Below are 20,519 nucleotides of genomic sequence, written 5' to 3'. Positions count from 1 at the left end.
TTATTGCCAGACACTACATTTGCAATTGAGTTATTTTATCTCTCTGAGACAAAATCCTCTTATAAAATTTCAGATAATAAAGATATTTTTTGTATAATTTCTATACAATAATAAAGGGATGAAGAATGCTTAATTACGAGTTGTTAGAAGAGATTGAAAAAACCAAAGATAATTTAGATAAACTGATAGAGAAATTAATAAAAAACCTAAAAAGAGAAGAAAAAATTCTTTTATTATCCGATAAAAGACAAAGAAAAGAATATGACGAACTTCAAAGAAAATATGAAGAAGTAAAAAAATTACAAAAAAATCAACAAGAACTAATAGACGCTTTTATAAAAGTAATTGCTACGGCAATCGATATGAAAAGCGAATATACGGGTGCTCATTGTGAAAGAGTTCCTATTTTAACCAATTGGATTGCAAAAGCCGTCAGTGAATCCGATGAAGTGGATTTTAAAATAGAAAACGAGGATCAGGAAAAAGAGATTTCTACTGCGGCATGGCTACATGACGCCGGTAAAATTGCAACTCCCGATTTTGTTATGGATAAAGCCGTAAAATTAGAGACGGTTTATAATAGAATTCATGAAATAAGAACAAGATTTGAAGTATTATACAGAGATTTAATAATTGAAGCACTAAAAAGAAAATTAAACGGTGAAGATGAAAAAGAAGTGGATGAGTGGTTAAAAAAAGAACAAGAAAAGCTTCAAAAAGAGTTTGAATTTATAGCGAAATTAAATTACGGTACGGAATCTTTAGATGAAGAAGATCTTAAAAAATTAAAACAAATCGCAAATCGAACATGGACAAGATATTTTGATAATACTCTTGGAATTTCAAGAGAAGAGAAAAAAAGAATGAAAGAAAACGGTTGTATTGTCAAACCTCCAGCAAAAGAATACCTTCTTTCCGATAAAAAACATCATATTATTAAACGTTCTAAAAAAGATATAGAAAAATTTAAAAATAAAGGTTTTAAAATAGAAATTCCTGAAAACCTATATAATCTTGGAGAAATATACAATCTTTCTATTCCAAGAGGTACTTTAACAAAAGAAGAGTACTTTAAAATACAAGAACACGTAATCAACACAATCCTTATGCTCGAATCTCTTCCGTTTCCCGAAAAATTCAAAAACGTACCTTTATATGCAGGAGCACATCACGAAACATTAAACGGAAAAGGATATCCGAGAAAATTAAAAGGCGACGAAATTCCTATTCCTTCAAGAATCATGGCAATTGCCGATATTTTCGAAGCTTTAACGGCACACGACAGACCATACAAATTAAAGAAAAAACTTTCCGAAGCCATTGAAATTTTGGTATCCAAAGCTCTAAACGGGGAACTTGATAAAAAAATATTAAAAGTCTTTTTAAAATCTGGATTATATAAAAAATATGCCGATATTTACTTATCAAAAGATCAAATCGATGAAGTAAATATAGAAGAGTACATAAAAAAATTAGAAAAGGAAAATTAATGGAAAAAGTCTATATTCCCGCTACCAGATACACTCCGGAAATTACTTTGGACCCTCAAAAGGGTCTCATTGAAATGAAAGGAAAATCATATCCCGAAAACACCTTTGAATTTTATAAACCGATTATTGATTGGGTCAAAGAATATATTAAAAACCCAAACGACACTACGACAGTAAATATGGAAATAGTATATTTCAACTCAAGTACGTCAAAACTTTTTTTTAATCTTTTTGATATTTTATACGAAAATAAAGATAAATCAAAAATTACAATAAATTGGATTTATGACAAAGAAAACGATACTGCAAAAGAAGCAGGAGAAGATTTTATCGAAGACTTTCCTGACATAGATTTCAGACTCGTCGAAAAGGACTAATAAATGTATAACGCTTCGGAACTTGAAAAACTTTTGCAAAAAGACGGAATAGTATTTTTGACATACGGCGGGTATTTTACTCAATCGCTTATCGTTGCAATGACTGAAGCATTAGAAAAAGAAGCTGAAAAGTCGCTTTTATCAATGACTCTTGCAAATAACATTTTTGTAGTTTTTATCGAGCTTTCTCAAAATTTAATGAACTATACGAAAAAAGTCGAAAAAGAATTCGACACCAAAGGACTTATTTTAGTGGGAAAAAACGAAAATGACGGCTATTTCGTATATTCTCAAAATGTCGTAAGAAAAGAAGATGCCGATAAAATAAAGAAAATATTAGAACATATCTTAAGTTTATCAAAAGATGAAATAAAAAAAATCTATAGAGAGCTAAGAAGAGCAAAAAGAGATTCTCATCAAAAAGGCGGTGGAATAGGGTTTTATGAAATTGCGAAAAAATCAAAAAAAATCGAATATAGTTTTGAAGACATCGGTAATGACAAAATGATTTTCAGATTTAAAGCGATAGTAGGAAAAGATTAAAAAAACCGGAAAAAGAATTGAGGAAATAAATGGTAAAATTTAGAAACAGTATTATTTTCAAAGTAATTTCAATTATAGTTGTCTCACAATTAATAATTTGGTTTTGGCTAATTACATCCATAAAAGACGCTCAAAGAGAAATCCTAAACTCCTTAAACACTCAACAAAAAGAATTCGTTATAAAGTTTATTGAAGAGCAAAAACAAAAAACAATTAAAAAAACACTTGAAAGCTTAAAAAAACTAATCAAATATTCACAAGCCGCTTTAAGTTACTCTTTATTCAACTACGAAGAAGGCAGCGCAAAAAAAATTATATCGGACGTTTTACTTGAAGAAAAAAGTATAAAAGCGGTAGAAGTTTATGATACCGTAGGAAAATCAATCTTTATCAGTGCATATAAAAAAGACGGAAAAAAAATATTTACAAAAAACAAACTTCCCAAAAATTTTGAAAAATATAAATATATAAAAACCGAACTTATTTATAATTCCGAACCTATAGGATTTGTAAAAATTTATTACGATTTAAGCCCGATATTAAAACACTTAGAAGAAATTCAACAAAAAGAACTAGAGCTCGTAAATTTAAAATTTGAAAAAATATACAAAGAAACTCAAAAAAAAGAAAAAAAATTATTCGTTTATTTTATTATTGCGGCTATTTTTACATTACTTTTCCTTTTATTTATTCTAATTAAATTTATAAACATACCACTTATGAAAATAAAAGCTGGGCTTGAGAGATTCTTTAATTTTCTATCCGATCCTAAACAAAAAATCGAGCCTATTGATATAGACACAAATGACGAATTCGGAGAAATAGCAAAATTTACAAACCAAGGAATATCTGTAAGTTCTAAACTTCACAGAGAACTCGCCGAACTTGTTGACGTAATCGATAAAAACATTATGATTTGCGAATTTGATGAAAACGGAAACGTTATAGAAGTAACAACGGCATTTATGAAAGTTTGCGGTTACTCTAAAGATGAAATTAACAATAAAAGAAAAGAGGTTTTGTGTAATGTCGATTTGAAAAAAATAATAAAAACCGTAGAAAAAGAGGGTAATTGGAACGGTGAAGTTAAATGTAAAACTAAATACGGAAAAGAACTTTGGCTAAAATCTAATATAACGAAAAAATGCTCTTATGAAAATAATAGCTGTAGATATATTAATATTTTATTTAACGTGACAGATAAAAAAGAACTTGAAAAGCTTAAAAATCATCTTGAAGAACTTGTTGAAATCAAAACAAGTAAAATCAAACAACTTCTAAATATGACAAAAGAGAGCATAAGATATGCTTCGTTAATTCAAAAAGCAATCTTGCCTTCTCATGGAATATTCAAAAAAGCTTTTAAAGATTATCTAATAATTTGGGAACCAAAAGACGTTCTTGGCGGAGATATCTATTTTCTTGATGAAGTTAGAGACGGAGAATATATTTTAATGTTGGCCGATTGTACGGGACACGGAGTTCACGGAGCACTAATGACAATGCTCGTAAAAGCTATCCAAATTCAGATAATAAACGAACTATCCCATACAAACAAAGAAATATCAACATCAAAAATTCTTTCTAAATTCAATAAGTCTATTAAAGAAATTTTAAAACAATATGATAAAGATTCTAATTCAAACGCCGGTTTTGACGGAGCTATAATTTATTATGACAAAAACAAAAACATTATTAAATTCTCAAGCGCAAACCTTCCTCTATTTTTTATAAAAGATAACAATGTTGATGTTATAAGAGGCGACAAGAGCTCTGTCGGTGACGTGTTTACTCCTATTGATTATAAATTTAAAGAATTTGAAATGAAAATTCATGATGAATTAAAACTTTATTTAACTACAGACGGATTTTTAGACCAGATAGGAGGAGAAAAAGAACTTCCTTTCGGAAAAGAAAGGTTTAAAAAATTAATTCTTAAATATCAAAATTTAGATTTTATAATGCAAAAAGAGATGTTTTTGGAAGAATTAAAAAAATATCAAAAAGATAATCCGAGAACAGATGATATCGCCGTAATAGGACTAAAACTATAAAGGAGAGAGGATGAGAATAATTTTGGGATTACTAATAGCTCTGAGTCTATTTGCGAAAGAAAACACGATTCGAATATGCGATGATGCTGCCGAATGGCCGCCGTTTGTTTTTTATAAAAGAGTAAACGGAAAAGTAGATAAAAAACATATCGTAGGTGCATTAAAAGATATGTACGATGTTATTTTTAAAGATTTAAATATGAGTTATAAGCTTGATTTGATACCTTGGAAAAGATGTACATATCTTGTAAGTAGATACGACAAAGCAAAGAAATATGTTATTTTTCCGGGTATTTATTCTGAAAAAAGAGCAAAAGTGCTTTATTACACCAAACCAATCTATTATACTCATCAAGTAGTTTGGTATTCAAAAAAGAAATTTACAAAAGAAAAACTTCTTCATATTTTAAAAACAGACCCGAACAAACTAAAAATATGTGACGTAAACGGGTACAATATTTACTTTTATTATAAAGTTTTAAATCTTAATAAAAACAAAAAAATAAACCAAGAAGCCACAAGTCAATGTGCGGTACTTAAAAAAATTTCGGCCGGAAGATGTGATATTATGATCGCTTCTAAAGAAGCAATTCTTGGGTATCAAATGATTGGAAAATGTAAAATACCAAAAGATATTTCATATGTACCTTATGACAAACTGAAAGTTTCAAAATTTTTACTATTTATTCCGAAAAGTTATCCTCATGCAAAAGAATTAGTAAAAAAACTCAATAATGAAATCGATAAACTTGACAAAAGCGGTTTAAGAGACAAAATAATGCAAAAATGGCTAAAAACCCAATAGCCTTTTTGTCATTTTCGATACATTTTATTCAAATATAATTGTCTAAAAAGGCAATTGATGAAAAAAATAATTTTCTTACTTCTTATAAAACTCTCTTTTGCTCTTACTTATCAGGAATTAGCGTTTATGATTGTTAATCATAAAATTAACAGCTTAGATAACGAATTCATATTTAGATACGAAGATAACAACTCCTCAATAAATCCTACGAATATCTACACAATAAATCCCAAATGTAACATAAAAATATTCGATACCGATAATTTTTCATATATTTACGACTCGAATAAAACCGCTTTTATAATTAGATTTTCAATAGGAAATAATGAAAATTTAATTACGAGAAATTTTTCTTATATATCTCGCAAAAACCTTTTAATAACACAAAAGCATTACACTACCGAGTGGATAAACTTCCCTACAAAAGGCAAAAGAGTACTGCAAAACGAAAAGCTTTACTTTCTCAGTACAAAAAACTGCAAAATTACAATCACACCCACAACATACAAAAAGCTTTATCTCCAGGAAGATAAAAACTTAAATAAGACATATATACGAAAAATGAAAATATTAACTCCAAAAGAAAAAACAAGACTAAAAAACATCCAAAGAGCGTGGTTAAAATACATCACTTTAAAATGCAAATACCCTATAAAGCCTCAAAAAAACAGCAATATATACAAATGTCTCTATAATGAAACGAAAAAAAGAGTAGGGGAACTTAAAAAAATAACAAAATAAAAAGTTTTACAAAAAAGTAATACTTTTGTGTTAGTATTACATAAATTTGACATTAAGGATTTAAAATGAATAGTCAATTACTGTTATTTAAGGAACTAATCAATTTGTCAATCTATTTTCATACCGAATTTGCAAAAAACGAAAACAACTTAGTTAGAAAACACGACAAATTTACGCCGTTTTATCTACATCCTGTCACATGTGCCGGAATGGTTATGGAAGATGACAATAATATAAACATTAAAGACAGATTTCTAATTGCAAGTACTTTATTATTTCATGACGTATTGGAAGATACAACAATTAGTGACAATAAATTAAAATTGCATATTTCCGAAATATTTCAAAAATACTACAATTATCAATTAGAAGAAATCTTAGGAAACGAAGAAGAAGTTATAAATAAAATTTTAGATTTGGTAAAACAAGCTACGACTATTGGCGGAAGCGAAAAAGAATACAAATACTTAAAAGCAAATGAAGAGAAAATAACCCAAGAGCTTTGGTATTTAAAATTTATTGATAAATATTTCAATATTTTAGGTAGCAAACAAAGACTCACACAAAACGCAAAATGGGAATTTTACAAAGAGTTTTTGAACTATTTGGCTTCTCAAACCTCGAAAACGAGATTTAAAGACAGTATTTGGCTAAAAACCGTCAAATGTATTGATTAAAATCTAACTTTTTCTTCTTTTTTCTTTAAATACAAAATTTATAAATAGTTACTATTATTAACAAAAAACAAGACTTTCATTAATTCTTTTAAGTATGATTTGGCTTATTTATTTAAAAAACTTTATAATTATAGACTAATTAAGCTTAAAAAAGGAGAAAGGGTGAAAATAAAAAAATTATTGTTAATTGTTTTTATTTTTAGTTTAGTATTCGGTGAAAATTTCAAAATTGATGAAAAAAACAAACAAAGAGAAATCTTAGAAAAAAACAAATTTCTCAGCATAATAGAAAAAACTGACGACAAAATCAAAAGATTAAAATTATTAAAAGAAGAATGCAATAAAAATAATGCATTTATTTGCAATGTTTTGGGAGAATATTATGTATCAAGTGACGAAAAAAATTTATCATTGGGTGAAAAATATTTAAAAAAATCTTGTGACCTCAACAGCGAAATAGGTTGTTATAATCTAATTTTTTTTGAAATGCATTATAAACAAAAAAAAGATAGCGAGCTTAAAGATTTAGCATTAAAAACATGTAACATTGGATACAGAGCAAAATATGCTGGTAATGCATGTTTACACAGCGGAGTTTTATATTTAAAAAACAATGAAACTAAAAAAGGTTTACCATATATAAAAAAAGCTTGTTATTTAAAAAATCCAAAAGCTTGTTATATTTTGGGACTGTTGTATAATAAAGGAGATTATAATGTAAAAAAAGACGAAAATATCGCAAAAAATTATTTAAAGAGAGCTTGTGATTTAGGAGAAAAAAGAGCTTGTTATATGGAATTAAAAATTTATTTGGACGAAGGACAAAAAATACGTCACAATAAGAGAATGAGAACTATTATAAAAAAACTATGCGATGATTTTAATGACGCTGAAATCTGTTTTCAATATGCAATAATTAGAATGGATGATATTTTTGAAAAAACCAAAAAGAAAAAAGTAGTTTTACCAAAAGAAATAGTACATTACATAAAAAAATCATGTATATTAGGAAATAAAAAAGCTTGTGACTTTTTAGAAAAATTCTCTAAATAATTAAAAAAGGAAAACAATGAAAAAGGTAGTTTTATTTATTTTTATCACCATCAGCTTATTAAAAGGTGAGTTAAACAAAGATGATATTTTTAAAGTAAATACTGCTAACATTTACAAACAAATCAATGAGTATATAAAAGTAAAAAAAATTTTAAACAATTCATCTAATGAAAATCCTGATTCTAAATACAAATTTTTAAAAGAAGAATGTAATAAAAATAATAATGCCGTCGCTTGTGCAGTATACGGTGAATATCTTTTTGAAAAAAAAGGAATTAAACAATTAGGAGAAAGCTATATTAAAAAATCATGTGACTTAAATAATGAAGTGGGTTGTGCTAAGTTACTTCAACTAAAAGAAAAATATGAAAAAAATTACAATAATAAAGAGTTATTAGATAAATTATGCAAAATTGGAAATCAACCGGATATGGCTGGATATGGATGTTTTATGCTGGCAAAAAAATATTTAGAAACGAAAGGCAAAACCCAACAAGGATTAAATTATTTAAAAAGAGCGTGTTTTCTAAAACACCAACCTTCATGTTATGTTTTAGGGATTTTATATTATAAAGGTTTATCAACTCTGCCAAAAGATGATGAAAAAGCGAAAAAATATATAAAAAAAGCGTGTGACCTTGGATACGAAAGAGCATGTGTTTTTGAAATTAAAATGTATGCGGAAAATAAACAAATTAAACAAAATGAACAAAGAGTATTATCAATTGCAAAAAGAACATGTGATGAATTCAACAACCCAAAAACATGTTTTATATATGCGATGATAAAACTGGATGATATAGTATCACAAAACAAAAACACTAATAATGTTTCAGTACCTTCAGAAATAGTTAATTATTTTCAAAAATCGTGTAATTTAGGACTTGAAAAAGCCTGTGAGATATTGAAAAGCTTTAAATAATCTTCATAGATAAAACTTTTCTTCTTTTTCCCTTTTTACAATTCTAAATTATTTAATTAAAGTTACTTTTTGTTTTGTGTATTATTTAGAAAGCCGAGTTTTAGAGTTTTTTTGAAAAAATACATGGCGTCCCCGGCGTGACCCGAAAGCTCTCCGAACTTCCCGAAACTTCATTATTTTTGTAAAACGAAAAACTCTCAAAAGTCCCGAAAATACGCATTTGTCAAATAATTTGACAAAATGAAAGACGATTTGTGTTTTTACGGGCTTTTTTGATACAATGGTGCCACGGGTTACACAACGGGTTACACAAGGGGGTTACACGATGACTTTACGTGAAATAAAAGCATTAAAGTGGAATGGCAAACGTGAACTTTACAGAGTAGAACAGGGACTTTACGTGGAAGTCCTTAAAAATAAAAAAGTTTACAGGCTTCTTACAAAAAAGAATGGCAAACAAATTAAAGCGACCTTATGCGATTTCGATGAGATGAGCCTTACTGATGTCAAAAAGCTTAAAGACAAAATTCTTCTTTCTATTAGGGATATGGACTATAATGAGACAACGGAACTTATTAGGAAAGAGCTCGGAATCCGTGAAAGTAAAAGAGACAAAGTTTTAAAAACAAAAAAAGCAAAGGAACGTGAGAAATTCTTACTAAAAAACATCATACAGGAATTTTTAGTAACGAGAACGAGGCAGGAACAAAACAGGATTCAAAATTACATCATTAGGCTATTAGGGGATAAGGATGTCCGAGAAATAACAAAGAGAGATATTATCGACTTCTTTCAAAAAGTTAAAACGCTGAACGTTAATCCTAAGCAAACTACATATCAGTCAAACAAGATGGCTACAATAAAACGCTTAAAAAACAACCTTAATCTTTTTTATAAATACCTTTACTTGAAGTATGACGTGGAACATAATCCGATAGCGAACCTTACGATGAAAGACATTGAACGCTTACTGGGGGAAAAATATCAGGTTACGCACTTTAAAGCGACTACAAACATTACTGACATACAGGAACTTTATTTTAACATCTGGCAACTAAAAACAGATTATGACGTTAAGAGTAATAAACACAAAGCCACAAGCATATACACCAAATATGCTCTGATGTTTTTGATATTGAGTGCCTTGCGAAACGGGACACTTAGACGGCTTACGTGGGATATGGTTAATTGGAAAAAGGAAGTGATTGAAATACCGGGAGAAATAACGAAAACAAAAAAGGACTTCCGACTTCCGTTAAGCAATACAATGCGTAAAATTTTGGAAGATTTAAAGCAGATTGAAAAACATCCAAAGGGACTTATATTTAAAGGTAAAAATGGCGAAGTGATGAGTGAAAATACACTTAACGCTAAAATAAAAAAACTATCGGATGGTAAGACAACCGCCCACGGAATCCGAAGCACATTTTCCACAATATTAAAGGAACGAGGGGAAAATCCTCTTTACATTGAGGAACAATTGATGCACGTGGTAGAAAATAAAGTCGGGCAAGCTTATACCCGCACGGATTACTTGGAGCAACGAAGACACTTATTGAAGACGTGGGCTTTTTTTGTTACCGCAAAAGTTGATAGTTACTTAGAAAAAGAGAAAGAAAAAGAAATGCTAAAAAATATGCCGAAAATAACGGACGGCGAAGAATTTCCCTTTTAAACAAAACTCCGAAAACTACAAAAATCTTTCCGAAAAATAAACAAATTTTTTCTCTCTTTAATTCTTTATTATAATTAATCAAAACACGAAAGGAGTTATTATGAAAACGAATTTTAAACAAATCAAAAATTTGATTACCAAATTAGAGAAAAAAGAAAAAGAATTAGCAAGTTACAAAGCAAAAGTTGCTAAGCTTGAAAACGAAGTTCAAGACATCCAGTCTGAACTTACAACGTTACTGAATGCAACTAACAGCGAACAAACAAACTCATTCTCAACTTACAACGCTTAATTCTTTCTTTCCCTCTTGCCCTTTTCCCGGGTCGTATTTTTTTAAACTCTAAAAGATATAAATAGATTAAAAGCAAATGCGAGCTTGCGAGCGTTTGCCGAACGAAGCAACCCGTTAGGATGCGGAGTGAGGCCTCACTCCACGCCTTACGGCGTTGCGTGAGCCCTCGCAAGCTCGGGATGTAAAGGAGAGAATATGGCAAAGAGAATAGCGAGCATAAACATACAAAAAGCCCACGTAGGAGAATTTTGGCATAACACAAGAGAAAAAGATACCGTTAATAGTATATTCGACAAAAGTAAAAATGAGTTTGACAGAACCGCGCGGGAAGCCATTTCGATATACAAAAAGGACTTGGAAGAAAAAAGCAAAAAATACACGGAACGGACGGGACAAAAACTACAAAAAAGAGCAACTACACTTATGAACGCCGTTGTGAATTTAGACGAACATCATACCTTACAGGACTTAAAAAAAGTGGCAAGGATGCTGGAAAAGAAATTGGACGTAAAAGTTTATCAAGTGGCGGTTCACAACGATGAGGGGTATATTGATGACGAAGGGAAAAAACATATAAACAAACACGGACATATTTTGTTTAGTGGCTTGGATTCCGAAGGAAGAGCCGTTAAGCGTAACAAGCTAAACATCCACGTATTAAGAGAGCTTCAAACGGATGTCGCAAACATTTTGGGAATGGAAAGGGGCGAAAGGGGAAAAAAGAGAAAACACGTTGACATCCACACTTACAAGGAAATGAAAAAGAAAGAGAATGAAGCTTTACGGGAATTAAAACAAAACATTAAACTTGATGATGAGAAAATTGAGAAATATATCAATAAATTTGATAAGGCACTTGAAAAATTTTTAAGCTTTGGACGTGCTAAACGTGAGGACGTTATAACGCTTTTCGGGAAGTTTTTAAATTATTTAAAAACTGAAATCGGTGTTTTGGAAAAAGAAAACGAAAAATTGAAAGAAGAGAACCTTCAATTAAAGCAAAAGGTTGGAGAGAAAAATTTTGAGAATTCAGAACTCAAAGCTGAGAACCTTAAATTAAAAGAAGAAAATAAGCGACTTATTGATGAGAACTTGAAAGCGAGAGAAACGATTAAAAAGGTTAAACAATTGGATTCCGTGAAGCTGGCGGAAGAGAACAAAGAATTAAGGCTTACGATAAAAGACTTACAAGCGGAAATAAGTTCGCTAAGAAAACAGATGATTAATATTAATAAAAAACTCCAAGAAAAAGAGCAAGAAAAGATATTTAATAAAGAGGACTTCCATTACCTTAGCAAATTAAAAAAAGAAGCGAGAAAGGATACATTAAAAGAGATTTATGAAGAGTTCGTTAAGTTTAAAAACAAAGTGGAAAAAAGAGGACATACAATAGAAATTTGAGAAATTTTTTCTCTTTTCAATTTTTTGAGAGATTTTTTATTAGAATTAATCACAAAAGATATAAATAGAATAAAACGTAAGGAGCTATGATGAGTGCGAAATCTCAAAACAACTTGACTATTAATAAAAAAGTGTCGGCAGATAAAGTCATTAAGAAAATGAGAGAAAATTGGATAAAAATAGCAAAAGAAAAAGAACGGAAGACGATTAATTATCTGGATAAGCATATTTTACATTTGTTACATCTGGATGAGTTTGTTGGAATGAGATATTCACTTAAAAAGAAGTTTGAGCTTGATTATCACTATTACAAAGGGGTGGCTGACTATATAAGCAGAGAAGCTGTGGAAAAGGGGTTAGTGCCTATTTTTGTAACGCTTACGCTCCCGTCAAAATATCACAGATTCCGTATAAACAAAAGGACTGGAAAGCACGTATTTAATCCAAGGTATAAGGGCTATACGATAAAAGAGGGATATAAGTTGCTACAAAAGGCTTCAAGAGAAATTTTAAGACATTTTAAAAGTTATGGAAAATACAGAAAAGGTTATAATATTCCTTACATAAAAGCTGTCGAAGCACACAAGGACGGCACGGCACACGAGCATTTCGTCGCTTGGCTTCCGGAATGGCTTGTGGATGATTTTATAAGAATAGTTAAAAGCAAGATTAAGCTTTTTAGCCTTGGAAGAAAATATAAAATTGAAGTTCTAAAAGATGTAGATAAGGGGAGCGGTTATTTACTTAAATATTTACGAAAAACGCTTTTGGATAATAATGAAGAAAACCTATATGTATTGGACGGGTGGAGAAAAGAAAACAGGATAAGAATTTTTACGCATTCGCAAGCTTATTTAAAGAGACGGGATTTTGAAAAAATCCTTCCTCATTTTACAGATGAGCTGGAAGAAGAATTAAAGGATTATCTTTAAATACGGCGATGATGAGTGGTTTAACCGATACGAAAATATCCTTAATCTAAGTGTTAATATGGTTTATAAGGATAGGGAGATGCCGTCGGAATCCTTTTTGAAAAGTTTAATTCCGGGGCTTGTCGGGTTAAAAGGTATGCGTAAAATTCACAACTATGTGGTTGTGAAAGAGGTATGGTCTTTTGAAAAAGAATTTGAGATGACAAGTATGTATAACGAATTCTTAAAATTGGAAATAAACAAAATGTGGGCGAAGTTCTACGAGTTAGAAAAGAATAAATTTTTAGGACGTGATTATAAGCTTAATCAAATGAAAGAGGCTTTTATTAAATTTTTGGAAACGCAGGAATTAAAAATACGATTAATAAAAGAGTTTTTGTCGGAAAACGAAGTTCAATTAAATAAAGTAGGGAAAAAAGCTTACAGAGAAGCTTTTAATAATTATACCAAAATATTAGATGAGATGACGGAAATTGTAGTGGAAATTATGGAAAACGTAAAACTACCGAAAGCGGATTATTGGATTAATTTTGACATCCGTAAGAGCAAGGATTGGGAAGCGTTTAAGGCGTTTATGGAAGAAGAAAAGAAAAAAGACATCAGTTATAAACGTTTGAAAAAAATCGTTTATAAGACATTGAAGCAGTTAGAAAGTAAGCTTATCTATTTAAGCTATAACATTACTGTGACTAAAAAACATAAAATTTTTTATGTTGATAATGACGGAAATGTTGAAAAGGTGTATGATAAGGATTATGTAGAGGTAGTTTACGTCCCGGATTCCGAAGTGAAAGAAGAATTATTAAATCTTTAAAAAATAATGAAAAAGTAATGAAAGGAGTATTTATGAATAGAGAAAAATTTTTTGAAAAACTTGAAAGTTTTAATGATGGAAAACATATGAAAAGTGCTGATGTTTTTTATCTTCTTGTATATTTTGTAAAAAGAAAAGTTCATCGGAGGTATAGTAACTTTTTAAGTAATTTATTTTTATTTAACAAGCTTGTTCGGAATAAATACAATAGTATGTATAAGAACTCTTTGTGGCTAAATTGTTTATATGGTGAAATTAAAATATTTTTTGAAAATGTCGAAAAAGAAATGGGATTAAGAGTTGAAATTAAGGAAAAAAATAATGTAATGCGTGGTGCTGATATAATAGTTAATATTACTGATGAGCTGTATTTTTTAATAAAAGTATATGTTACGGGAGCTAAGTTTTATTTTAACATCGAGCTTTACTATGATAATATTAAAAATATCAAAGGTTATAATAAGAAGATAGAGTTAAAATTCGCAAATTTTGGCGAATTTTTTGCCGTAAGCAGTCTCGTAGATTATGTCAAAAAGAATATATATGATATTACGAGTGATGAACGTATAAAACATATGCTTGTTAAAGATATCGCATTAGATATTGCTACAAAGCAAGCCGAAAGAAGCGTAAAAGAAGAAGAAGAGATTCCTTTTTAAAGGGTTAAAAATGAGTGATAATAAAGACTTACAAAAATTAAAAAAAACGATTGAGTTCTATGAAGAAAGAATAAAGCATAACGAAGAGCTATATAACAAAACGGATGACATTAAGTTCGCAAGATATATTATGGCGGAAACTGAGATATTAGAAGAAACGCTGGAAGCATTAAAAAGCGAACTTAAAATGGTTCAGGGGTTACACAAGCAGGTTACACAAAATTGTTAAAAATGCTTTGAAAGTCCGAAATTTCGGGGATTACTGAGAAAGATACTTGGCGTCCCCGGCGCGATTCGAACGCACGACCCCCACCTCCGCAGGGTGGTGCTCTATCCAGCTGAGCTACGGGGACATTTGAGATGAAATTATATCATATTTTCTTTTAAAATTATAACGGCTGCTATAGCAAACCCCCCGTCGTGAGAGATAGATAAATCGGCGGCTTTGATGTTGAATTTTTGAAGGGTTTTTTCTGAAAAATAGGGTTTATTTTTGGGAGTTTTTAGTATTTCTATATCTAAAAATGAGCATTCTTCCCCGATACCGCTACCAAGTGCTTTGCTAAAAGCCTCTTTTGCAGCCCAATATCCTGCAATAGATGCGGAAGAAGAGAGCAGGGAGATTTCTTTTGGTGTTAAAAATCGCTCAAGTGCCTTTTGACCGAATTTTTCGATCATATTTTCAATTCTTTTAATTTCTACGATATCAATTCCTATCATTGAATTACAAACTCCGTAAAGTAAACGTTTCTAACTTCTCCGGTTGTTAAAATTTCATTTATTTTTCTTTTGATTTCTTCTTTTAATTTTTCTTTACCTTTTGAGGTTTGAATTTCTTCTACGGTTTTGCTTGATAAGATTCTAATAATCAAATCTCTTATTGCAGGTAATTTTTTATCTATTTCTTGTTGTAACTCCGGAGAATCAAGTTCAAGATCGATTTTACATTTCAGATATCTATCGGCATTGGTGCTTACTAAATTCACTACGAATTTATCAAGAGGGTAAATAGGACCGATTTCCGTCATATCGGAAACTTTTTTCTTTTTCTCGATTTTTTGTTGCTGTTGTGGTTGGTCGGCTTGTTCGTCATTGCCGCTTAGTAAAAAATATGCGACTAAACCGCCTATTATTAAAAGAAGTAACAATAAGACAATAATTACAATCAAAAGCAGTTTGTTACCGCTTCCTGATTTTTCTTCTTTTTCTTCTACTTCTTTGTTTTCTTTTTCTTCCGCCATTTTCGTCCTTTTGTGTGATATAATTTTAACAAAAAAGGTTTGAGTTGATTAACAAACTTTTATATTATATCGGCAAAATTACGCTTGATTTAATCTCGGGACTTGGAAAATTCACGCTTTTTCAGCTTGAAGTAATAAAATTGATGTTTAAACCTCCCTTTCGAATAAAAGAGTTGTTTAATCAATTAACTTTTATGGGATATGGAAGTTTAGGAGTTATATTTTTGACATCGTTTTTTACCGGACTTGTCGAAGCGGTACAGCTTTATAACGGATTTCATAAATTCGGAGTTGAAGATTTTATGGGATATACGATATTTATTTCAATCGTAAAAGAATTAGGTCCCGTTTTTGCTTCACTTATGGTAATAAGCCGCGGGATTAGTGCATACGCAGCAGAACTTGGAAGTATGAGAGTAACAGAGCAAATCGACGCACTTGAAGTTATGGCTGTTAATTCAAAACACTATCTTGTAATTCCGAGAATTCTCGCTACTATTATTTCTCTTCCTCTTTTGATTTTGTTTTTCGACGCGGTTGCAAATATCGGGGCATATTTGATTTCGGTATATTCTTTGGATGTAAACGGATATGCTTATCTTGAAAATTTAAGACAGCTTGCGGAATTCAGAGATATAAACGAGGGGATAATCAAAGGAATAGTATTCGGATATATAATTAGTGCGATAGGTACTTATATCGGATATTATACAAGAGGCGGAGCTAAAGGAGTAGGGCAAAGTACTACAAAAGCTGTTGTTTTCGCTTCTATTTCAGTTTTTATTGCGGATTACGTATTATCTGCGTTTTTCTTGGTATTTTAAAATTAAAAGTTAGAAGGCAAAAGAGAGTAGCTTTTAGTCTTTTGCTTTTCTAACCCAAGTAGGGATATCAAGTGCGTCGCTATCGAGCTCAAGACCACCTGAAACTTTTCTTTTAAGTAAAATCTCTTCAATATTTGATTTGATTTCTGTAGGTTCAGTTTTGTTTGCGATTTTTTCTTTTTCAAAACCTGTTGCAACGATTGTAACTTTAATTTCATCCGGTGCAAGAGAGTTATCAGTTGTCGTACCGAAAATAATATCAGCGTCTTCGTCCGCTTTTTCATAGATAAGATTCATACTTTCTTCCATATCGACAAGAGGATAATCTTCATGAAGCGTAAAGTGTACGAGCACACCCATTGCGCCATCAATTGAAATATTATCAAGAAGAGGTGATTCGATAGCTTTTTTGATTGCGTTAAACGCAGCATTTTCGCCTTGTTCTTCACCGACACCCATAAGTGCGAGACCTTGATGAGACATAACTGTTTTAAGGTCGTTAAAGTCGACGTTAATATCGTTTTCTCCGTAGCTGATTACCATATTTGAGATACCGCTTACTGCTTTATACAATACATCGTCAACCAAACTAAAAGCTTCTCTTCTTCCGACTTTTCTATCGATGATAGTTAATATTTTATCGTTAGGAATTACAACGATAGAATTTGTTTCGTTTTTTAGTTCGTTAGTACCGATTTCTGCAAGTTTTCTTCTTTTAGGACCTTCGAATGTAAAAGGTTTGGTAACAACCCCGACAGTCAAAGCTCCGACTTCTTTTGCCGCTTTTGCGATAATAGGTGCAGCACCAGTACCAGTACCTCCACCCATTCCTGCGGAAATAAATACCAAATCGGCACCTTCAAGTTCTTTTTTTATCTCTTCATAGCTCTCTTCTGCGGCTTTTGCTCCGATATCTGGCCTCATTCCGGCACCGAGACCTTTTGTAAGAGATTTTCCAAGTTGAAGTTTTTTATGCGCTTTACTTGTTTTTAACGCTTGAATATCGGTATTAGCAGCAATTAGTTCTACGTCTTTAATACCTCTTGCAGCCATATAATTTATCATATTATTTCCACCGCCGCCAACTCCGATAACTTTGATTTTTGGTCCGATAACTGTATCATTTATTACAAAAAGCTCTTCCATTTTTCATCCTTTCTTAAAATAAGTTTCCAAGCCAAGTTTTTATTTTTTGTATTATGTTAGATTCTTTTTTATTATCTGAGATTATTGTTGTAATCTCTTCTTTCTCTTTTGTTTTTTTCTCCTCGGTTTCAATATCAAGTTCCATAGGAATTGAAGTCGTTTTTGTTTCTTCAAAAGAGTATTTGGTTCTGAAATTTCTATTTGAATCGATTTCATAATTGAGTCCGTCTTTGATTCCGTAAAGTAATAGTCCTATAACACACGAATATTCAGGAGCTTTTAGATTATCAAAAAGCCCTCCTATTTCTTTAGGATATCCGACTCTTACCGGTAATCCTCCGAAAAATTGAGACGCTATTTCCTTAATATTATAAAAATTAGTAAACCCACCGGTTAATACGATTCCGGCCCCAATTTTATTTCTAAGCCCAGAATCTTCGATTTCTTTATTTAAAAGTAAAAAAGTCTCTTCAATTCTTGCACTAATTACTTGAGTGATTGTAGTCAATGAAGCGGTTTGTTTTTCGTCTTCGCTTCCTATTACAGAAATTTCTATTAAATCTTCTCCGCTTTTTACAAGCTCTTCAAAATTTATTTTAATCGCCTCCGCATCAGCAAGAGGAGTATGTAAAGCCATTGATAAGTCATTTGTAATATGATAGCTTCCTACACCTAAAAAGTCGGTGTGTCTTAGAGATTTGTTGATAAAAATCGCTAAATCGGAAGTTGTAGCCCCGATATCGATAACTGCAACTCCGAGTTCTTTTTCGTCTTCTTTTAACGTAGAAAGTCCGCTTGCATATCCTGCGGCGACGATATTTTCAATTTCAAGCCCGGCTTGTCTCATTGTTTTTTTAAGATTTTCAATACCACTTTTTTGTGCGACGATAATATGTAAAGAAACCTCAAGTCTACTACCGCTCATTCCGGCAGGATCGTCGATTTCGTTAAGTTCGTCGACTTTAAAGTCATAAGGAATTGCCTGTAATACTTGATAATCATTAGGTATATTTGCATTATAAAGAGCGGTTTGGATAGCTCTATTAATTTCTTTTATTGTAATTTCGTTTCCTGGTACGTTAACTATCCCGTAACTAGTAATACTTTTAGTATATGTAGAAGAAATTGAAACGATAGCTTTGTTTATTCCTTCGACTCCGGCAATTCTTACCGCATCGCTCAAAGCTTGTTTTATAGAACGAGAAGCGTGGTCGATATTGATTATCGCACCTTTTTTAATTCCTTTTGATTTTGCAATACCGACACCGCTTATCGTTAGTTCTTCGTTATCGTAATTCGCAATTATCGCTGTGGTTTTATAACTCCCTATATCTACAGCAAGTATATTTTTCAATTTCTATCCTTTATTTAACATATCTTACGACTTTATATTTTTGTAAAAGTTCGTTAATCAAGTCGTTTAGTAATTCACTATTTAACATCGCTTCAGTTAAAAGATATACGTTTTGTTTGTTTTTTTCATATTTTTTTTCATCAAGCAATTTTTGTGCCGAAATGTTATATAAAACCGCGTATTTAGGGTCGTTTTGAGGTAAAAGCACAAAATCTTTTTTATTTTGAGAAGTAAATACTTTAAATAAAAATTCCGCTGCGTATAAAGGATTAAGTCCTTGAATTTTATTAGTATCGTATTTTGTCACGAATCCGATATCTTTACCTTTAAAGTTATTTAGTTCTTCTTTTGCTTGTTTTATAAGTTCTTGAGTCGCTTTTTTGTCAAGAAGGATTTGAGTAACCTCAGCTTTTGCTTTTTCGAAAGGTTTAGGTTGCGGTTTGATTTCTTCGATAAGTTTCGCTATAACATATTCGTTATTATAAACGAATGGCTTCAAATAGCCGTTTTTAATCAATTCAGCCATTTTATCAGAAGGAATAGTGCTGTTTTCTTTTGTAACTTCCGCTAAAACGTAATTTTTAAGTTCGTTGTTTTTCAGTTTTTTATATGCTATTACGGCTTCTTTTTTTAATTTATGCGCTAAAACGTCCGCTTTTACTTGATTTTTTGCTTTTTCAAAAGGAATAATCTCACCTTTTGCGTTTTTGTAGTTTTGGATATTGTTATTGTAATAATCTTTTAGTTCTTGTTCGCTTACATCACCTTTTAGAGGAATTGTAACAAGAGCGATTTTGTATTTTTCAGGAGTTAGGAATTCATTTTTATGTTTTTCCCAATAAGCTTTTATCTCTTCTTCGGTCAAACTTACTTTTACGTTTTCTTTATTTAAGATTTTTATTTGAAGTTTGTCAGCATTATATAGTGCGCTTGCGATAGATAATAGTTCAGTTTTTGTTGGTTTTAGGTGTAGATAATCAAGAAGTTTTTCAACTAAAATAAGTTTTCTAAGTTTAGCTTCGAAATTTGCCGGTTTTTCACCTATATTTCTTAGATAAGTTTTATATGTTTTTTCGTTGCCGAAAGTTGATAAGATTTTTCTCGCTACATCTTGGTCCGTAACTACAAGCCCCAAATCTTTTGCGTATTGTCTTAAAGCTGCGGTATTAATCGCTTGTTGTAGCGCTTTTACTTTTAGTCCCATTTTCTCAGCCGTAGCGTCATCAAGTCTTCCGCCGAGTTTTTGGTTTTCGATTTGAAATAAGTTTTGATAAGCTTCTTGCCAATCTTGAATAGTTACTTCGGTATCACCGACTTTTGCAACTGCCGATTGTGATTTTCCGAATTGAAATTGCCCCCATCCTACAAATCCGGCTCCGATAAAAGCTATAGTAGCAATCCAAATAGTTATCACAAGCCATTTTCTATGAGTCTGCATCCATTCTATCATCAATTTTACCTTTATTTTTCACTTTTTGTCATACTCGTGTCATATACCTGAATTTAGGTGTTTTTTAAG

Annotated in this window: 22 protein-coding genes and 1 tRNA gene; 17 read left to right on the top strand and 6 right to left on the bottom strand. The window is 31.0% G+C overall.

Annotated features, from left to right (window positions below; genetic code table 11):
• Nucleotides 1-125 precede the first annotated feature (125 nt).
• From EDC58_RS02150 to EDC58_RS02075, 16 genes are all read left to right on the top strand, one after another.
• A complete protein-coding gene (locus tag EDC58_RS02150; RefSeq protein ID WP_123351856.1) occupies nucleotides 126-1,490 on the top strand; it encodes an HD-GYP domain-containing protein in 1,365 nt (454 codons plus the stop codon).
• Nucleotides 1,490-1,867 (top strand): DUF1987 domain-containing protein, encoded by a 378-nt coding sequence (locus EDC58_RS02145; RefSeq protein WP_123351855.1) that lies wholly within the window; start codon nucleotides 1,490-1,492, stop codon nucleotides 1,865-1,867. Before EDC58_RS02150 ends, EDC58_RS02145 begins: the two co-directional genes overlap by 1 nt.
• Nucleotides 1,868-1,870: 3 nt before the next feature.
• Nucleotides 1,871-2,410: a SiaB family protein kinase gene (locus EDC58_RS02140; RefSeq protein WP_211325211.1), complete on the top strand. Its 540-nt coding sequence runs from the start codon at nucleotides 1,871-1,873 to the stop codon at nucleotides 2,408-2,410.
• A 29-nt stretch (nucleotides 2,411-2,439) separates the two neighbouring features.
• Nucleotides 2,440-4,464: a SpoIIE family protein phosphatase gene (locus EDC58_RS02135; RefSeq protein ID WP_123351854.1), complete on the top strand. Its 2,025-nt coding sequence runs from the start codon at nucleotides 2,440-2,442 to the stop codon at nucleotides 4,462-4,464.
• Nucleotides 4,465-4,474: 10 nt separating this feature from the next.
• Complete coding sequence (locus EDC58_RS02130; RefSeq protein WP_123351853.1) at nucleotides 4,475-5,269, top strand: substrate-binding periplasmic protein; 795 nt, start codon at nucleotides 4,475-4,477, stop codon at nucleotides 5,267-5,269.
• Between the two features lie 57 nt (nucleotides 5,270-5,326).
• A complete protein-coding gene (locus EDC58_RS02125) occupies nucleotides 5,327-6,010 on the top strand; it encodes a lysozyme inhibitor LprI family protein (protein WP_123351852.1) in 684 nt (227 codons plus the stop codon).
• Between the two features lie 65 nt (nucleotides 6,011-6,075).
• Nucleotides 6,076-6,687, top strand: a complete 612-nt coding sequence (locus EDC58_RS02120; protein WP_123351851.1) for a hypothetical protein — start codon at nucleotides 6,076-6,078, stop codon at nucleotides 6,685-6,687.
• Nucleotides 6,688-6,849: 162 nt separating this feature from the next.
• A complete protein-coding gene (locus EDC58_RS02115) occupies nucleotides 6,850-7,740 on the top strand; it encodes a tetratricopeptide repeat protein (RefSeq protein WP_123351850.1) in 891 nt (296 codons plus the stop codon).
• A gap of 16 nt (nucleotides 7,741-7,756) precedes the next feature.
• Nucleotides 7,757-8,662 (top strand): tetratricopeptide repeat protein, encoded by a 906-nt coding sequence (locus tag EDC58_RS02110; protein ID WP_123351849.1) that lies wholly within the window; start codon nucleotides 7,757-7,759, stop codon nucleotides 8,660-8,662.
• Nucleotides 8,663-8,987: 325 nt separating this feature from the next.
• Nucleotides 8,988-10,337, top strand: coding sequence for a tyrosine-type recombinase/integrase (locus EDC58_RS02105; RefSeq protein WP_170151102.1), 1,350 nt, complete (start codon nucleotides 8,988-8,990; stop codon nucleotides 10,335-10,337).
• A 100-nt stretch (nucleotides 10,338-10,437) separates the two neighbouring features.
• Nucleotides 10,438-10,629, top strand: a complete 192-nt coding sequence (locus EDC58_RS02100) for a hypothetical protein (protein ID WP_123351847.1) — start codon at nucleotides 10,438-10,440, stop codon at nucleotides 10,627-10,629.
• A 195-nt stretch (nucleotides 10,630-10,824) separates the two neighbouring features.
• On the top strand, nucleotides 10,825-12,030 hold the full coding sequence (locus tag EDC58_RS02095) for a hypothetical protein (protein ID WP_123351846.1): 1,206 nt from the start codon (nucleotides 10,825-10,827) through the stop codon (nucleotides 12,028-12,030).
• Nucleotides 12,031-12,119: 89 nt separating this feature from the next.
• Nucleotides 12,120-12,962: a replication endonuclease gene (locus tag EDC58_RS02090; protein ID WP_170151101.1), complete on the top strand. Its 843-nt coding sequence runs from the start codon at nucleotides 12,120-12,122 to the stop codon at nucleotides 12,960-12,962.
• Nucleotides 12,963-13,041: 79 nt separating this feature from the next.
• The gene (locus tag EDC58_RS02085; RefSeq protein WP_123351844.1) at nucleotides 13,042-13,776 is read left to right on the top strand and encodes a hypothetical protein; all 735 of its coding nucleotides are present in this window, start codon (nucleotides 13,042-13,044) and stop codon (nucleotides 13,774-13,776) included.
• A 32-nt stretch (nucleotides 13,777-13,808) separates the two neighbouring features.
• Nucleotides 13,809-14,435 (top strand): hypothetical protein, encoded by a 627-nt coding sequence (locus tag EDC58_RS02080; protein WP_123351843.1) that lies wholly within the window; start codon nucleotides 13,809-13,811, stop codon nucleotides 14,433-14,435.
• 10 nt (nucleotides 14,436-14,445) lie between these two features.
• Entirely contained in the window at nucleotides 14,446-14,664 is a 219-nt protein-coding gene (locus tag EDC58_RS02075) for a hypothetical protein (protein ID WP_123351842.1), read from the top strand.
• Nucleotides 14,665-14,711: 47 nt separating this feature from the next.
• Here EDC58_RS02075 and EDC58_RS02070 read toward each other — a convergent pair.
• The 3 genes from EDC58_RS02070 to fliL all read right to left on the bottom strand — a co-directional run bounded on the left by EDC58_RS02070 (nucleotide 14,712) and on the right by fliL (nucleotide 15,676).
• Nucleotides 14,712-14,788 (bottom strand) — tRNA-Arg (locus EDC58_RS02070).
• A 13-nt stretch (nucleotides 14,789-14,801) separates the two neighbouring features.
• Nucleotides 14,802-15,155 carry a holo-ACP synthase gene (gene acpS / locus EDC58_RS02065; protein ID WP_123351841.1) on the bottom strand — a complete coding sequence of 118 codons (354 nt, stop codon included), beginning with the start codon at nucleotides 15,153-15,155 and terminating at the stop codon, nucleotides 14,802-14,804.
• Nucleotides 15,152-15,676, bottom strand: a complete 525-nt coding sequence (gene fliL / locus EDC58_RS02060; protein WP_123351840.1) for a flagellar basal body-associated protein FliL — start codon at nucleotides 15,674-15,676, stop codon at nucleotides 15,152-15,154. The genes acpS and fliL overlap by 4 nt, the downstream gene beginning before the upstream one ends.
• Before the next feature lie 44 nt (nucleotides 15,677-15,720).
• Between fliL and EDC58_RS02055 the strand changes: the two genes are divergently transcribed.
• Nucleotides 15,721-16,500 carry an MlaE family ABC transporter permease gene (locus EDC58_RS02055; RefSeq protein WP_123351839.1) on the top strand — a complete coding sequence of 260 codons (780 nt, stop codon included), beginning with the start codon at nucleotides 15,721-15,723 and terminating at the stop codon, nucleotides 16,498-16,500.
• Between the two features lie 33 nt (nucleotides 16,501-16,533).
• Here the strand turns inward: EDC58_RS02055 and ftsZ are convergent, their stop codons facing one another.
• Genes ftsZ through EDC58_RS02040 form a run of 3 tightly spaced genes read right to left on the bottom strand, consistent with a single transcriptional unit; the run spans nucleotide 16,534 to nucleotide 20,450 of the window.
• Complete coding sequence (gene ftsZ / locus EDC58_RS02050; protein ID WP_123351838.1) at nucleotides 16,534-17,646, bottom strand: cell division protein FtsZ; 1,113 nt, start codon at nucleotides 17,644-17,646, stop codon at nucleotides 16,534-16,536.
• A 13-nt stretch (nucleotides 17,647-17,659) separates the two neighbouring features.
• The gene (ftsA, locus tag EDC58_RS02045; protein WP_123351837.1) at nucleotides 17,660-19,000 is read right to left on the bottom strand and encodes a cell division protein FtsA; all 1,341 of its coding nucleotides are present in this window, start codon (nucleotides 18,998-19,000) and stop codon (nucleotides 17,660-17,662) included.
• Nucleotides 19,001-19,010: 10 nt separating this feature from the next.
• Complete coding sequence (locus EDC58_RS02040) at nucleotides 19,011-20,450, bottom strand: peptidylprolyl isomerase (protein WP_123351836.1); 1,440 nt, start codon at nucleotides 20,448-20,450, stop codon at nucleotides 19,011-19,013.
• Nucleotides 20,451-20,519: the final 69 nt, after the last annotated feature.

The organism is Caminibacter pacificus, from assembly GCF_003752135.1.
Lineage (GTDB): Bacteria > Campylobacterota > Campylobacteria > Campylobacterales > Nautiliaceae > Caminibacter > Caminibacter pacificus.
Note: the sequence above shows the minus strand (reverse complement) of the source record. Positions and strands in the feature narration are given on the sequence as shown.

Coding starts and splice junctions, on each gene's coding strand:
- EDC58_RS02085 (WP_123351844.1), top strand. CDS start 13,042: ATGCCGTCGGAATCCTTTTTGAAAAGTTTAATTCCGGGGCTTGTCGGG.
- acpS (WP_123351841.1), bottom strand. CDS start 15,155: ATGATAGGAATTGATATCGTAGAAATTAAAAGAATTGAAAATATGATC.
- EDC58_RS02125 (WP_123351852.1), top strand. CDS start 5,327: ATGAAAAAAATAATTTTCTTACTTCTTATAAAACTCTCTTTTGCTCTT.
- EDC58_RS02090 (WP_170151101.1), top strand. CDS start 12,120: ATGAGTGCGAAATCTCAAAACAACTTGACTATTAATAAAAAAGTGTCG.
- EDC58_RS02100 (WP_123351847.1), top strand. CDS start 10,438: ATGAAAACGAATTTTAAACAAATCAAAAATTTGATTACCAAATTAGAG.
- EDC58_RS02075 (WP_123351842.1), top strand. CDS start 14,446: ATGAGTGATAATAAAGACTTACAAAAATTAAAAAAAACGATTGAGTTC.
- EDC58_RS02145 (WP_123351855.1), top strand. CDS start 1,490: ATGGAAAAAGTCTATATTCCCGCTACCAGATACACTCCGGAAATTACT.
- EDC58_RS02140 (WP_211325211.1), top strand. CDS start 1,871: ATGTATAACGCTTCGGAACTTGAAAAACTTTTGCAAAAAGACGGAATA.
- EDC58_RS02080 (WP_123351843.1), top strand. CDS start 13,809: ATGAATAGAGAAAAATTTTTTGAAAAACTTGAAAGTTTTAATGATGGA.
- EDC58_RS02135 (WP_123351854.1), top strand. CDS start 2,440: ATGGTAAAATTTAGAAACAGTATTATTTTCAAAGTAATTTCAATTATA.
- EDC58_RS02105 (WP_170151102.1), top strand. CDS start 8,988: ATGACTTTACGTGAAATAAAAGCATTAAAGTGGAATGGCAAACGTGAA.
- fliL (WP_123351840.1), bottom strand. CDS start 15,676: ATGGCGGAAGAAAAAGAAAACAAAGAAGTAGAAGAAAAAGAAGAAAAA.
- EDC58_RS02120 (WP_123351851.1), top strand. CDS start 6,076: ATGAATAGTCAATTACTGTTATTTAAGGAACTAATCAATTTGTCAATC.
- EDC58_RS02095 (WP_123351846.1), top strand. CDS start 10,825: ATGGCAAAGAGAATAGCGAGCATAAACATACAAAAAGCCCACGTAGGA.
- ftsZ (WP_123351838.1), bottom strand. CDS start 17,646: ATGGAAGAGCTTTTTGTAATAAATGATACAGTTATCGGACCAAAAATC.
- EDC58_RS02110 (WP_123351849.1), top strand. CDS start 7,757: ATGAAAAAGGTAGTTTTATTTATTTTTATCACCATCAGCTTATTAAAA.
- EDC58_RS02040 (WP_123351836.1), bottom strand. CDS start 20,450: ATGATAGAATGGATGCAGACTCATAGAAAATGGCTTGTGATAACTATT.
- EDC58_RS02130 (WP_123351853.1), top strand. CDS start 4,475: ATGAGAATAATTTTGGGATTACTAATAGCTCTGAGTCTATTTGCGAAA.
- EDC58_RS02150 (WP_123351856.1), top strand. CDS start 126: ATGCTTAATTACGAGTTGTTAGAAGAGATTGAAAAAACCAAAGATAAT.